The 13,955-nt window shown below is 64.6% G+C and carries 12 protein-coding genes; 8 read left to right on the top strand and 4 right to left on the bottom strand.

Annotation, left to right across the window (positions count from 1 at the left end):
• Positions 1-150 precede the first annotated feature (150 nt).
• From AB4Z00_RS16545 to AB4Z00_RS16520, 6 genes are all read left to right on the top strand, one after another.
• Positions 151-2,859, top strand: coding sequence for an EAL domain-containing protein (locus AB4Z00_RS16545; protein ID WP_442046625.1), 2,709 nt, complete (start codon positions 151-153; stop codon positions 2,857-2,859).
• A 66-nt stretch (positions 2,860-2,925) separates the two neighbouring features.
• Positions 2,926-4,728, top strand: a complete 1,803-nt coding sequence (gene lepA / locus AB4Z00_RS16540; RefSeq protein WP_132263211.1) for a translation elongation factor 4 — start codon at positions 2,926-2,928, stop codon at positions 4,726-4,728.
• A 457-nt stretch (positions 4,729-5,185) separates the two neighbouring features.
• Positions 5,186-5,755: a helix-turn-helix transcriptional regulator gene (locus AB4Z00_RS16535; RefSeq protein ID WP_442046624.1), complete on the top strand. Its 570-nt coding sequence runs from the start codon at positions 5,186-5,188 to the stop codon at positions 5,753-5,755.
• Positions 5,756-5,821: 66 nt separating this feature from the next.
• The gene (locus AB4Z00_RS16530; RefSeq protein WP_442046623.1) at positions 5,822-6,160 is read left to right on the top strand and encodes a hypothetical protein; all 339 of its coding nucleotides are present in this window, start codon (positions 5,822-5,824) and stop codon (positions 6,158-6,160) included.
• Positions 6,161-6,627: 467 nt separating this feature from the next.
• On the top strand, positions 6,628-7,266 hold the full coding sequence (locus AB4Z00_RS16525; RefSeq protein ID WP_442046622.1) for a JAB domain-containing protein: 639 nt from the start codon (positions 6,628-6,630) through the stop codon (positions 7,264-7,266).
• A gap of 97 nt (positions 7,267-7,363) precedes the next feature.
• A complete protein-coding gene (locus AB4Z00_RS16520) occupies positions 7,364-9,013 on the top strand; it encodes an alpha-D-glucose phosphate-specific phosphoglucomutase (RefSeq protein ID WP_442046621.1) in 1,650 nt (549 codons plus the stop codon).
• Between the two features lie 3 nt (positions 9,014-9,016).
• On the opposite strand, the gene AB4Z00_RS16515 is transcribed toward AB4Z00_RS16520, so the two are convergent.
• From AB4Z00_RS16515 to npdG, 4 genes are read right to left on the bottom strand one after another with little or no spacing between them, the layout of a single operon-like run.
• Entirely contained in the window at positions 9,017-9,937 is a 921-nt protein-coding gene (locus AB4Z00_RS16515) for a TIGR03619 family F420-dependent LLM class oxidoreductase (RefSeq protein WP_132263204.1), read from the bottom strand.
• Positions 9,934-10,812 carry an SDR family NAD(P)-dependent oxidoreductase gene (locus AB4Z00_RS16510; protein WP_442046620.1) on the bottom strand — a complete coding sequence of 293 codons (879 nt, stop codon included), beginning with the start codon at positions 10,810-10,812 and terminating at the stop codon, positions 9,934-9,936. Before AB4Z00_RS16510 ends, AB4Z00_RS16515 begins: the two co-directional genes overlap by 4 nt.
• A 13-nt stretch (positions 10,813-10,825) precedes the next feature.
• Positions 10,826-11,470, bottom strand: coding sequence for a 2-phospho-L-lactate guanylyltransferase (gene cofC, locus AB4Z00_RS16505; protein ID WP_442046619.1), 645 nt, complete (start codon positions 11,468-11,470; stop codon positions 10,826-10,828).
• The gene (gene npdG, locus AB4Z00_RS16500) at positions 11,467-12,117 is read right to left on the bottom strand and encodes an NADPH-dependent F420 reductase (RefSeq protein ID WP_442046618.1); all 651 of its coding nucleotides are present in this window, start codon (positions 12,115-12,117) and stop codon (positions 11,467-11,469) included. The genes cofC and npdG overlap by 4 nt, the downstream gene beginning before the upstream one ends.
• A gap of 99 nt (positions 12,118-12,216) precedes the next feature.
• On the opposite strand from npdG, the gene cofE reads away from it, so the two are divergent.
• A complete protein-coding gene (cofE, locus tag AB4Z00_RS16495; RefSeq protein ID WP_442046617.1) occupies positions 12,217-12,999 on the top strand; it encodes a coenzyme F420-0:L-glutamate ligase in 783 nt (260 codons plus the stop codon).
• On the top strand, positions 12,996-13,952 hold the full coding sequence (gene cofD, locus AB4Z00_RS16490; RefSeq protein ID WP_442046616.1) for a 2-phospho-L-lactate transferase: 957 nt from the start codon (positions 12,996-12,998) through the stop codon (positions 13,950-13,952). Before cofE ends, cofD begins: the two co-directional genes overlap by 4 nt.
• Positions 13,953-13,955: the final 3 nt, after the last annotated feature.

Below are 13,955 nucleotides of genomic sequence, written 5' to 3'. Positions count from 1 at the left end.
GCGCCCGCCAGCAAAGAAGCAAACACGGCTGCGGACCGGCGGCAAGCGAAATCCGGCAGATCGGGCGAGATGTGCCATATCCGGTCGACAATGGGTTTGGTTGCCGGGACTTAACACTTTCGCAATGGCCGCGCGGCAATAGCCGATGCGATGGCGAGGAAGGGATTCAACAAGCTGCCGGGGGCACCGCGTGAAGACGCGCAGAACCCGCATGCCCCTGCGACTCGTCCCGAGGCCCAGAACCGGCCCGGCATTCCGAATTTCGCCTTTTTGCGCCCGCGTGGACCGAGCAGCGATCCCCTTCATTTCTTCATAGCCCGGCGCTGGGAACTCATGGCGCCGGCCATGGTCTGCATCATGGTGGGGCTGGGCGTCGTCTCGCACAGCGCGCCGGGCCGGCTGCCCCTGGCACTGTCCTTTGCGGCCATGCTGCTCTGTCTTGGCGCGCCGCTGCTGGCGACCGTGGAGAACAGGCTCCATCATCGCAGCTGGAAACGCTACCCCCTGATGTTGCTGGCGGTGGCCATGCCCATGCTGCTCTTCGGCGTCGCCGCGGCGCAATGGACTCAGGATACTGCCGCACTCGACTGGCGGCTGACCGTCAAGGGCTATGGCATTCTGGTTCTGCTCGCCACCGTGCTGCTCGACCGCCGCCTGACCTCGATCGTGGCCGCCACCGTCGGTCTCTGGGCCGGCGCGGCGGCGCATTCCGCTTCGACCGCGACCCTGGGCATGCTGGGTGCGGGCCTGGGCATCGGCCTTGTCGTGGCGATGCGCCAGGCGCGGCTCGGCGCCGAGGAATCGGCGCACCGCGCGGAGCAGGAACGCGAACGGCACCGTGCCGAGGAACTCCTGCGCGAATATGAGGATACCGGGCAGGGCTGGTTCTGGGAAACCGACCGCCGCGGCTGCATCGCCTATGTCTCGCCGCGCATTGCCGAACTGCTCGATACCGAACAGATCCAGCTTTACGGACGACCGTTCCTGAGCCTGTTCCGCCTGCGCGCGGAAGACCATGACAGCGAGCGGACGCTGGCGTTCCACCTCTCGACCCGCTCGTCCTTCCAGGACGTGACGGTGCGGGCGGCGACGAACGAGAAGGACGAGCGCTGGTGGTCGATCAATGGTCGCCCGGTGCTCGATCAGTTCCACAATTTCCTGGGGTTCCGCGGCTCCGGCATAGACCTCACCGAGACGCGCAAGTCGCAGCAGCATGTCACTCAGCTGGCGCGCTTCGATTCGCTGACCAAGTTGGCCAACCGGTTCCAGATGTCGGAATGGCTGGAAAAGGTCATCAACTCGCCCCGCATCGAGAACCGCGCCTGCGCGGTGTTCCTGCTGGATCTCGACCGCTTCAAGCAGGTCAACGATACGATGGGCCATCCGGCCGGCGACGCCCTGCTCAAGCAAGTGGCAGAGCGCCTGCGCGTGACCGTGGCGAACATGGGCCGGGTCGGACGGCTCGGCGGCGACGAGTTCCAGGTCATCCTGCCCGGCTATCACCAGCACGAGGGGCTCGGCCATCTCGCCCGCCGGATCATCGAGAATCTCTCGCAGCCCTATTCGATCGACGGCACCCGCGTCATCATCGGCGCTTCCCTAGGCATCGCCATGTGCCCCGAAGACGGCACCACGGTCGAAACGCTGATCCGCAATGCCGACCTCGCGCTCTATGCCGCCAAGGGCGGTGGCCGCGGGCGCCATCATTTCTACGACGACGATCTTCATTCCGACGCCCGCGAGCGCCAGCAGCTTGAACAGGACTTGCGCGACGCCATCGACGCGGGCGCGCTGGAGCTGCATTACCAGCCGCAAGTGCACACCACGACCGAGAAGATCACCGGATTCGAGGCGCTGCTGCGCTGGAAGCATCCCAAGCACGGCTATCTCTCGCCCGCCAAATTCGTGCCCGTGGCCGAGGAAACCGGCCTGGTGGCGGAAATCGGCGAATGGGCACTGCGCAAGGCCTGCAGCGATCTGGCCGGCTGGCCGCACGCGGTGCGCGTGGCCGTGAACGTCTCGCCGCTCCAGTTCGCCAATACCGAACTGCCGGCGATCGTCGCGCGCGCGATCGCCGATTCGGGCATCGATCCCGGCCGGCTCGAACTGGAAATCACCGAAAGCGTGTTCCTGGGCGAGGACATCTCCACCGAGGCGATGTTCAGCGCGCTCAAGGATGTCGGCGTGCGCCTGGCGCTCGACGATTTCGGAACCGGCTACTCCTCGCTCGGCTACCTGAAGAAGGCGCCGTTCGACAAGATCAAGATCGACCAGAGTTTCGTGCGCGGCGCCACCATCGAGGGCAGCCGCAACGGCGCGATCATTTCCTCCATCGTCAGCCTCGCCGAGGCGCTGGGCATGGAAACGACGGCAGAAGGAGTGGAGACGCTCGACGAACTCGATCTCGTACGCCTGCTCGGATGCAGCCACGTTCAAGGCTATATCTATGAAAAGTCGCTGACTTCCACCGAAGTCGTGGCGCGGCTGGAGCGGGGGTTGATCGCGGTGGCCGTGGGCCCGCGCTCGGCCCGCGCACCGCGCCAGACCATGCTGCGCAAGGTCGTGCTGGAGCACGGCGGGCACATCTATCACGCCACGATCCGCAACATTTCCAGCACCGGCGCCATGGTCGAGGGCTTGTGGAACGTGCCCGCGGAGACCCAGTTCGGCATTCATCTCGCCGACGACAATGTCGTTCTGGCCACCGCGCGCTGGTGCCGGGAGGATCGCATGGGCGTGGAATTCGTCCGCCCGCTCGAACTCGATGCCACCGGCGGGGTGCAGTTCACGCCGGCCCGCGCCGGGCCGGAATCCGCTCCGGAAGGCGCCGATGCGGGATTGCTGCGCAAGGCTGGCTGACGCCCTACCCGAAAATGCGCGATCACCGCATTTTCAAACGATCCAAGCGCTGCTAACGGCGCTTCCATGACCGAACTCGCCCAGATCCGAAATTTCTCGATCATTGCCCATATCGACCACGGCAAGTCGACGCTTGCCGACCGTCTGATCCAGCGCACCGGTGGCCTCTCCGACCGTGAGATGAGCGCCCAGGTGCTCGACAACATGGACATCGAGAAGGAACGCGGCATCACCATCAAGGCGCAGACCGTGCGCCTGAACTACACCGCGTCCGACGGGCTCACTTATGAGCTGAACCTGATGGACACGCCGGGCCACGTCGACTTCGCTTATGAAGTCAGCCGCAGCCTGGCCGCTTGCGAAGGCGCGCTGTTGGTGGTGGACGCGGCGCAGGGCGTGGAAGCGCAGACCCTGGCCAATGTCTATCAGTCGATCGAGCACGACCACGAAATCGTCCCGGTCATTAACAAGATCGACCTGCCTGCCGCCGAACCCGAAAAGGTGCGCCACGAAATCGAGGAAGTGATCGGCATCGACGCTTCCGAAGCCGTGCTGGCCTCCGCCAAGTCGGGCATCGGCATCGACGAGATCCTCGAAGCCGTCGTCGCCAAGATACCTGCGCCGAAGGGCGACCGTACCGCGCCGCTGAAGGCCATGCTGGTCGATTCCTGGTACGATCCGTACCTGGGCGTCGTCATTCTGGTGCGCGTGATCGACGGCGTCATCAAGAAGGGCCTGAACGTCAAGTTCATGCAGGGCGGCACCGATCACCTCGTAGACCGCGTGGGCTGCTTCACGCCCAAGCGCATCGACCTGCCGGAACTCGGTCCGGGCGAGATCGGCTTCATCACCGCGCAGATCAAGGAAGTGGAACAGGCCAAGGTCGGTGACACCATCACCACGGTGAAGGGCGGCGCGACTCAGGCCCTGCCGGGCTACAAGGAAGTGCAGTCCGTGGTGTTCTGCGGCCTTTTCCCGGTCGACGCCAACGACTTCGAAAAGCTGCGCGAATCGATCGGCAAGCTGCGCCTGAACGACGCCTCCTTCAGCTTCGAGATGGAATCGAGCGCGGCGCTGGGCTTCGGCTTCCGCTGCGGCTTCCTGGGCCTGCTGCATCTGGAAATCATCCAGGAGCGCCTGAGCCGCGAGTACGACCTCGACCTCATCACCACTGCGCCTTCGGTGGTCTATCGCCTGACGATGACCGACGGCACCGTGAAGGAACTGCACAACCCGGCCGACATGCCCGATCCGGTGAAGATCGACTTCATGGAAGAGCCGTGGATCAAGGCGGTGATCTACACGCCGGACGAATACCTCGGCTCGATCCTGAAGCTCTGTCAGGACCGTCGCGGCATCCAGAAGGACCTGACTTACGTCGGCGGCCGCGCCCAGGTGACGTACGAGTTGCCGCTGAACGAAGTGGTGTTCGACTTCTACGACCGCCTGAAGTCGATCAGCCGCGGCTATGCGAGCTTCGACTACGAGCAGATCGGGCTTCAGGAGGGTGACCTCGTGATGATGAACATCCTCGTGAACAACGAGCCGGTCGATGCGCTGTCGATGGTGGTCCACCGCAGCCAGGCCGAACCGCGCGGCCGTGCGCTGGTGGAACGCCTGAAGGAGCTGATCCCCCGGCACATGTTCAAGATCCCGATCCAGGCCGCTATCGGCGCCAAGGTGATCGCGCGCGAGACGATCTCCGCGATGCGCAAGGACGTGACCGCCAAGTGCTACGGCGGCGACATCACCCGTAAGAAGAAGCTTCTGGAAAAGCAGAAGGAAGGCAAGAAGCGCATGCGCGAGTACGGCAACGTACAGATCCCGCAGGAAGCCTTCATCGCCGCACTGCGCATGGGCGAGGAATAAGTCCCGCCTGATCCGGCGGCGGTTCGAATGACCGCCGCCGCCTTCCATCATTGAAACGCTTGTCCGTCCGCACCGAGATGTCGGTGCGGGGCGGCCGGATGCTTGCGCCCTGGTTCGCGCCCGTTCTTGACCAGATGCGGGGTAAATCAGTCCATTTCCGATCCAATTCCCCTTGGATTTCGCTGAAATCGGTTGCGACTCGTTGCCTGAGCAAGGTTGGTTAAGGTTCCCGACTTAGGTCGTGGATGGCTGACGGCGCGATTCGATGTCTTCAGCAATCGTTTCCAGCGCAATGCCTTGGTCATAGTGGCCCGGCGATGAGTCCATTGTGGTTAAATTGGCGCCTGTAACGGGTTGATAGTACGTTTACAGACAACCTATAACTGCGTGGCAACGGTGGCGCGGATGAGGCACGACGGAACGAGGGTGGTTCGGTAGCGTTATGGAACTTGAGCGAATGGACGCTGGCGGCGACATGACGCAGTTTCAACGCATTCTTGCGATATTTCCCAGTCTGACTTCGAAACAGCACGAGGTGTTGGGCTTCGTCGCCGAAAACCGCACCAGCAAGGAAATTGCCTGGGAACTGGGCATTTCCGAAAGCGCCGTGAACCAGCGGATCGAAGGCGTTCGCAGCCGCACCGGATCGCCGCCGCGTGCCGAGCTCGCCCGTGCTTACAGGCAGTTTCAACAGGACCAGGCTCAACCGGAACAGGTTCAGCCGGACCTGGCAGCAGCCTGTAATCCGCTACCAGAGAAGAATCCTCAGGTTCCGACCGTTTCCCTCTTCGATGAGGATCGGGGCAGGGACGAACTGGTCGAAAGGCTCACGCTTGCCGACGGCGCCAAATTCAAGGTGACGGCGCCCTGGCAGGAAGAGAATTTCTCCCGGGTCGTTCCGGAGGTGCTCGATGGAGCGAACGCGGGTCTCAGCCGCACGGCCGCCATGATCGCCATCGCCGGGGGATTGCTCCTCGTCGCGGTGTTCGGTCTGGATCTGGCCACCAAGCTGAGCAGCCTGCTTTGACCCAACCTCCTGCCACGATTGAGACACGCGCATCGGACGGGCCGATGCCGCTGGATGGGGGTCACTATGTCGATCACGATTTCCGCTGCTACCGCCCGGATCGCGCGCCAGCTTCCCGAGGCCGAACTTTCGCTCGATTCGGCTCTGCTCGCTTCGGCGCGTCTGATGGAATCGATGCTGCTGGCACGCCAGGCAGATGGCAGCGCCACGTTCACCGGCCAGACCGCGCTGATGCGCCTGGCCAAGACCCAGCGCACTTTGCTCGAAAGCCAGAACGACATGATCCGCGTCCACCAGGAACTCCTGGGCATCGGCCGCGACATCAATGCGATTGCCGACGAGCCGGAAGCCTGCCCGGATCGCGCCCAGCTGGTGGACGCCGCCGCCATGTTGCGATCGGCCTAAGCGACCCAGGTACGATCGCGGGTTCCGCGCGTTTCGGGCGGCATGGCCATGGGGGGCTTGCATGCTGACCTGGGGCGCGCGGGCCTACGTTCAATATGGGCTCTACCTCATACTCTTCCTCTTGGCCTGGCGCCGCGGCGATGCACCTGAGCGCGTCCTTGCCGGGATCATGCTCGGCATGGTCGTGGTGGACCGGATCTATCATCTCGGCCGCGGCACGGACCTGCTGGTGTACCACGGGGTGGATGTCGTCCATCTGGCGATCGACACGTCGAGCCTGCTCGGCATCGGCTACGTCGCGCTTCATGCCAACAGGTTCTACCCGTTATGGATAGGTGGGGCGCAGATCATCGCCTTTTCGAGCCATTTCTATCGGCTGGGTCTCGTCGAAATCCAGACGACGGCCTATCAGGTGATGTCGATCATACCATCTTACGTGCAGCTGCTGCGATGGCCCTGGGCCTGGCATGTCACATGCGGCGGCAGAAGAGACGGGGCAATTATCCGTCCTGGCGCAGATACTCCGCCCCGTCGTCGGCGCGGGGAGCGAGATCGTTGCCCGCCGTCTGATTCGGCGCTTCGGCTCGCTGAGCACGATCTACACCGCTTCGGCCCAGGCGCTGGCGGACGAAATCGACGAATCGGGCATCAACAGCCGCGCCATCGCGGCAGTGATCGTCGCGGCGCGAGACCTTGCAGCCGTTGCCGGGCGGGAAACCCTGCTGGGCGAACCGATGAAGACGGGCAGTCCGGCTTTCCGCCAGTATCTCGCCAAAAGGCTGCTCGGCCGCCGCGAGGAATGCGTGATGGTGCTGTTCTTCACCCATGAAGGCCTGTTCATCGCGGAGGACTTCCACGTCGGCACGCGTCAGTCCACCTGCGAACTGCCCTTGCGGCGGACGGTTCGCCGGGCTTTCGACCTCGACGCCCGCCGCTTGGTGATGGCGCACAACCACCCCTCCGGCGATCCCACGCCCAGTGCCGACGACGTCCAGTCCACCCGGACTTTCCGGCAGGTGATGGGGGCTCTGGAATTCAGCCTGGACGACCATTTCGTCGTCGCACGGGGGGGTATCTTCAGTATGAGTGACAACGGTCTGATTTAGATGGCGATTTGCCTTAAGGGACGTGCAACCGGATTGTCTTAGGGGCTATCTATACCGACACGCGCATTCGCGCCGCACGCCTGCATGGAGATTGGGTTTGACCGACATCGTCACCGTACCGACCACGCCTTTCGAGGGACAGGCGCCGGGAACGTCCGGCCTGCGCAAGAAAGTGCGCGTGTTCCAGCAGCCGAACTATGCCGAGAACTTCATCCAGTCGGTGTTCGACGTGGTGAAGCCGCAGTCTGGCGCTGCCTCGGCCGACGCGGCGCTGGTGATCGGCGGTGACGGCCGCTTCCACAATCGCGCGGTGATCCAGCAGGCGATCCGCATGGCCGCGGCCAATGGCTATGCCCGCGTGCTGGTGGGGCAGGGCGGCATTCTTTCCACGCCGGCCGCCAGCAACGTGATCCGCCAATACGGCGCCAGCGGCGGCCTGATCCTCTCGGCCAGCCACAACCCGGGCGGCCCGGATGAGGACTTCGGCATCAAGTACAACATCGCCAACGGCGGTCCTGCGCCGGAAGGCGTGACGGACGCGATCCTGGCGCGGACCAAGGAAATCAGCCTCTGGCTGACCGTCGACACGCCGGACATCGATCTCGACACGCCGGGCGAAGTCACGGTCGGCGATATGGTGGTGCAGGTGATCGACCCGGTCGCCGACTATGCCGACCTGATGGAAGAGCTGTTCGACTTCGACGCGATCCGAAAGGCGGTCGCCAGCGGCTTCACGATGCGCTTCGACGCCATGAGCGCGGTCACCGGCCCTTACGCGGTCGAGATCCTCGAAAACCGGTTGGGCTTCGCTGCGGGCACCGTGGTCAACGGCACGCCGCTGGAAGATTTCGGCGGCCATCATCCCGACCCCAACCTGATCCACGCCAAGGAACTCTACGACCTCATGATGGGGCCGGATGCGCCGGACCTGGGCGCCGCGTCGGACGGGGACGGGGATCGCAACCTGATCATCGGGCGCGGGCGCTTCGTTACGCCTTCCGATTCGCTCGCCATGCTGGCCGCCAATATCGAAATCGCACCGGCCTATCGCGGCCGCCTTTCGGGCATTGCCCGTTCGATGCCGACCAGTGGCGCCGCGGATCGCGTGGCGGAAGCTCTCGGCATCCCGTGCTTCGAAACGCCAACGGGCTGGAAGTTCTTCGGCAACCTGCTCGATGCCGGAATGGTCACGATCTGCGGCGAGGAAAGCGCGGGCACGGGATCGGACCACGTGCGCGAGAAGGACGGGCTCTGGGCCGTGCTGCTCTGGCTGAACATCCTGGCCGTTCGCGACATCAGCGTGGACCAACTCGCCCGCACCCATTGGGCGCGCTTCGGCCGCAATTACTACGCCCGCCACGATTACGAGGCCGTCGATAGCCAGGCTGCGGCTGGCCTGATGTCCGAACTGAAGGGCGCGCTTGCGGACTTGCCGGGCAAGAGGTTCGGATCGCTCACCGTGTCCCATGCGGACAGCTTTGCCTATACCGACCCTGTGGATCAGTCGGTCAGCGAGAACCAAGGCGTGCGCGTGCTGTTCGAGGACGGCAGCCGCGTGGTCTTCCGCCTTTCAGGCACGGGCACCCAAGGCGCCACCTTGCGCGTCTATCTGGAGCGTTACGAGCCGGCGTCCGGCCAGATCGATGCGGATACCGGCGTCATGCTGGAAGCCCAGATCGCCGCCGCGCAGGAAATCGCCGGTATCGCCCGCCACACCGGGCGGATGGCGCCCGACGTGGTGACCTGAGCGTCAGAAGTCGATCCGCGCAATCACGTCTTCGCCGAACTTCAGGGCCTGGTCACAATACTCGGCCCGGGTTTCGGCGTAGACGGAGGCGCCCGCACCGTGGATGCCGAGCGACTTCAGGTGCGCGAAATGGTCCAGCGCTTCCTGCGCGTTCCACCCCGGCTTGATCGAATATGTCGATGAGGCGATGACCTTAGGCGGCTCGGCGCGGCCGATCTTTTCCGCATGGGCGTTCATGTAGGCGATCGCTTCGCTGATGTCCTCGTCGCCCTCCAGATTGGCCGTGCGCGCGGTGTCGGTGACTGACTTGGGCACGAAGAAGGGGTGCCAGGCGTCGCCCATCTCGGCAGCACGGCGCAAGGCGCGCTTCGAATTGCCGCCGACCAGCAGCGGCGGATGGGGCTTTTGCGCCGGGGTAGGCAGGACGCGGTTGCCCAGCGCCGTGTAGCCCGTGCCTTCGAAGGTGAATTCCTCGCCGGTCCAGGCCAGCTTCATGGCCATGATGTACTCATCCATGAGATCGTTGCGCGCATCGAAATCGACGCCGAGCGCCTTGTACTCGGCTTTCATGTAACCCGCGCCGAGGCCCAGGATCACGCGGCCCTGCGTGAAGTGATCCAACGTCGAGACCCCCCGCGCCACCACGAAAGGGTTGCGATAGGGCAGGACGAGAATGTTGGTCTGCAGGCGCAGCCTGGTCGTCACAGCGCCCAGCATCGAAAGCATGACGAACGGGTCCTGCGCATAGTGCCCGCCGGCATCCAGCCAACGCGCGGAAGGCACCGGATGGTCAGTGACCGTTCCGGCGTAGAAGCCGGCCCGTTCCACCGTGCGCGCGATTTCCTGCAGGGCTTCGAGCGTGCCGTATTCCTCGGGCCTGTCGATGCGATCGAAGGGCAGGCTGGTGCTGAGCGTGAAGGTCATGGCTGGCTTTCTCTCGTTCGCGATGCGGCTTCGGGGGGCAGGACCCAGTCGTCCTGATCGTTGCGGACCCAGCCCCCGGAAGCCCATGTGCCGCCATCGACGGGGATGATCGTGCCCGTGAGGTAGCTTGCGAGTTCGGAGGCGAGAAACACCGCAACGCGGCCGCATTCCTCGTCGATTCCGGCTCGGCCCAGCGGGATGCGGCGGCGGATCGCTTCCTCCTGCTGCGGCGTCGGCCGGTGCCAGAGCGCCGGATCGACCGGCCCCGCGAACTGGCCCCGCGTGCCCGGCGTCTCGGTGAAGTCCGGCGCGATGGCATTCACGCGGATGCCGTGATGGGCAAGTTCCACGGCCAGGGTGCGGGTCAGGTTGTTCAGCCCGGCCTTGCAGGCGGCATAGACCGCATATCCCGGCGCGGCGCGTGAGCCTTCGATACTGGTGACATTGATGATCGAGCCGCCGTTGCCGCCTTCGATCATGATCGGCACGGCAGCCTGCGTCGCGGCGAGGTTGGACACCAGGTTGAGATCGATGTGTCGGCGCCAGTTCTTCTCGGCGAGGTCTACGAAAGGCCGCCGCGAGACGCCGCCGACATTGTTCGCCAGCACGTCGAGCCGGCCGAACACGCGTGCGGCCTCTGCCACGGCGTTCTGGACGACATCCGCGTCCATGGCATTGCCTGCGATGCAGAGCGCCCGCCGCCCGCGCGCCTCCACCAGTTCGGCCACCTGGTCGCAGCGTTCGGGAATGGCTTCCAGAATGGCGACGTCCGCGCCCATGTCTGCCATGCAGAGCGCAATCGAGCGCCCTATGCCGCCGCCACCGCCGGTGACGAACACGACTTTACCTGTCAGGTCGATGACCGTGCCATCCACACCGCTTCTCCCATCATGCCGGACGTTTTCGGCGCTCCATGCGTGGTCGGCGGCCTGGTCCGGCGTTGAACACGCGTCTTAGCAGGCGGACAGCATCCGCGAGATCGAGGGGGTGGTCTATATCTTTCTCCAACCCGCACGAGACGATCGTCTCCACGGTAAGTCCGCGATTTATGGCGTGATTGCAGTGGGTTGGAAAACTGTTCTGGCCGAAGGAAAAGGGAAACCAGATACCGTCGGGCAGCGGCAGGGAGAGACCGTTGGTGCCGGTGTGATGGCGGTCGGGGGCGATGCCGACGGTGCCTGCGGGAAGGCGCGCCAGTCGCTCCACGTCGGCGAGGCTCAGGCAGGGCAGGTCGGCCGGGAGGATGACGATACGTTCCGGCCCGGCGGCGGTGATGGCGGCCATGGTGCTTTCCAGCGCGCCATTGAGATCGGGGCCGGGATCGTCGAAGCGCAGGATGCCGGTGCCGAGATTGGGCCGGGCCGGGCCCAACACGCAGACGCGCTGGATCGCAGGGCAGGCACCCACCGTGTCGAGGACGTGGCGCAGCATCCCGGAAACCAGCGCCTCGCGCGCCTCTGGGTCCAAGGCGGAGGCCAGTCGGGTCTTGCCCAGACGCGGCGCCTTGACCGGGATGAGTGCCCAGCAGCTCACGGCACTTGCGGCGCTGCGGTGAGGTTGGTGAAGCGTATCCCGGCGCCGTCGGCCTTGTAGGTCTTGTTCATGTAGATGAGGATCGAGGTCAACGCTTCCGCCGCCGCGGAATTGGCCAGTGCGCCGCCGGAAAGCCCGCGCAGGCCCATGCCGGGGCAGAGGTCCACCACCGTCTGGCGCGCCTCCACGTCGTCCGAGAAGACCAGCACGTCGCAGTCGATCGCATGGTCGCTGTCGAGGTGGTGGGCGGAGACGTTATGGAAGGCAGTGACGAGCCGTGCGTCCGGTCCCAGATGCGCGCGCGCCTGCATGGCGGCGCTGCCCTCGGCCGGTAGCTGCACGCGCATGACCTTGGGCGGCACCAGCGGCACGGTGGTATCGACGACCACGGCATTGCCCACCACGCCTGCGATCTGCCGCAACGTATCACCTTGCGAGGCATGGGGTACGGCGACGATCACCACGTCCTTGCCCTTAGCGGCATCCCCGTTCTCGGCATGGCCGGCCGCGCCCAGTTCCTCGGCCACCGCACGGGCCTTGTCCGCCGTGCGTGAGCCGATGGTCACCTGATGCCCCGCCTTGACGAGCCTTCGCGCGATACCCTTGCCGAGCGCTCCGGTTCCGCCGATCACCGCGATTGCTGCCATCAGATTATCTCTCCCGCGAATTCTTGGTTGTTGTCATTGTCGTTCCCGGCATTTTCGTTTCCGATAGGGCGGTTTTTAGAAAGGCGTTCGGGAAGACCGATGAAGCGAAATCCAGAACTGACCGTGCGACCGCTCGCCGGATTGCCCATGTTCGCTACCGGAATGTCGATTGCGCAAGCGATATGCGCGAGCCTTGCGGCTGAAGGCGACCGGTTCCGCGATGGCGATATCTTGGTGGTGGCGCAGAAGATCGTCTCCAAGGTGGAGGGCCGCGCCCGCGATCTCGCAAATTTCTCCGCTTCTGAGGAAGCACTTGAACTTGCAGGCGCAACCGGACGGGAGCCGGAGATGATGCAGGCGATACTGGAGGAAAGCTCTCGGATCCTGCGCCGCACGCCCGCCGCCGTGATCGCAGCGCACCGGACGGGCCACGTACTGGCCAACGCGGGGATCGATGCCTCCAATGTCGAGGGCGGTGAGAGTGGCCGTGTGCTGCTCTGGCCGCTCGACCCGGACGCCTCTGCCCGTGCCTTACGGGCCGAAGTTCAAAACGCGTGTGAAGTCAGGGTTGGCGTCGTGATCGCGGATTCGATGGGTCGGGCCTGGCGGATCGGGACGCTGGGCACTGCGATCGGTTGCGCGGGGCTGACCGTATTGGAAGACCGTCGGGGCCGTGCGCAGGACTTATATGGCCGCACCTTGCAGGCAACCGTGATCGGTGTTGCCGACTCCATTGCGGCCATGGCGGCGCTGGCCATGGGGGAGGGGGCGGAGGGTACCCCGGCTGCTCTGGTGCGGGGCTGCGAACGCTGGATAACCGAGGAAGACGGGCCGGGCGCGGTCAGCGGGCTACGGCCCATTGAGCAGGATATGTTTCGATGAGCGGCAAGCACATTCTCGCGCTGTCCGGCGGAGTCGGAGGCGCGAAACTGGCGGCGGGACTGGCTGCCGTCATGGCGCCCGACGATCTCACCTTGGTCGTCAACACCGGAGACGATTTCGAGCATCTTGGTATAACTATCTGTCCGGACTTGGATTCCGTAACTTATGCGTTGGCCGGGCTTAACGATGCCGTGCGCGGTTGGGGCGTGAAGGACGAAACATGGCAGACCATGGCGATGCTGCGTGCATTGGGCGAAGAGGGCTGGTTCAACCTTGGCGACCGCGACATGGGCATGCACATCGCGCGGTCCTGGCGGCTGCGCGCAGGTGAGACGCTTTCCGAGGTGACGGCGCGGCTGACGCGGGAACTCGGCATTGCCCATGCAATGGTGCCGATGAGCGACGATCCGGTGCGTACGCAAGTTCTCACCGATGCGGGATGGACTGATTTCCAGAGATGGTTTGTGGGAAATCAATGTGTTGATCCGGTACTTGATGTGCGGTTCGAGGGAGTGCCGGGTGCGAGGCCGTCGCCCTGTCTGGCGAAGACATTGGCGCGGGACGACCTCGCCGCCGTCATCATCTGCCCTTCCAACCCCTTTCTCAGCGTCGATCCGATTCTTGCGCTCGATGGTGTGCGAGACGCGCTGGCGGCGCTGCGGGTGCCGGTGATCGCGGTCTCGCCTCTGGTGGGAGGGGCTGCAATCAAAGGGCCGCTTGCCAAGATGCTCGCCGAGCGCGGGCACGGCGTCAGCAACGAGGCCATCGCCTGTCACTACCAAGATCATTGGGGCGATCTTCTCGACCACCTCTTGATCGACGAGGCCGATGAGGCCGATGTCTCATGCTTGCAGGCACGGGGCCTTCGGGTCACCGTGACGAAGACAATGATGCGCGAAGCCGCCGATCGGGAAAGGCTCGCGAAGGAGGTGCTTGCCATCGCAGGCATCTGAAGG

This window comes from Novosphingobium sp. YAF33, from assembly GCF_052113265.1.
Taxonomy (GTDB): Bacteria; Pseudomonadota; Alphaproteobacteria; order Sphingomonadales; family Sphingomonadaceae; genus Novosphingobium.
The sequence above is the reverse complement of the archived record's forward strand: the minus strand, read 5'-3'. Positions and strand labels throughout refer to the sequence as shown.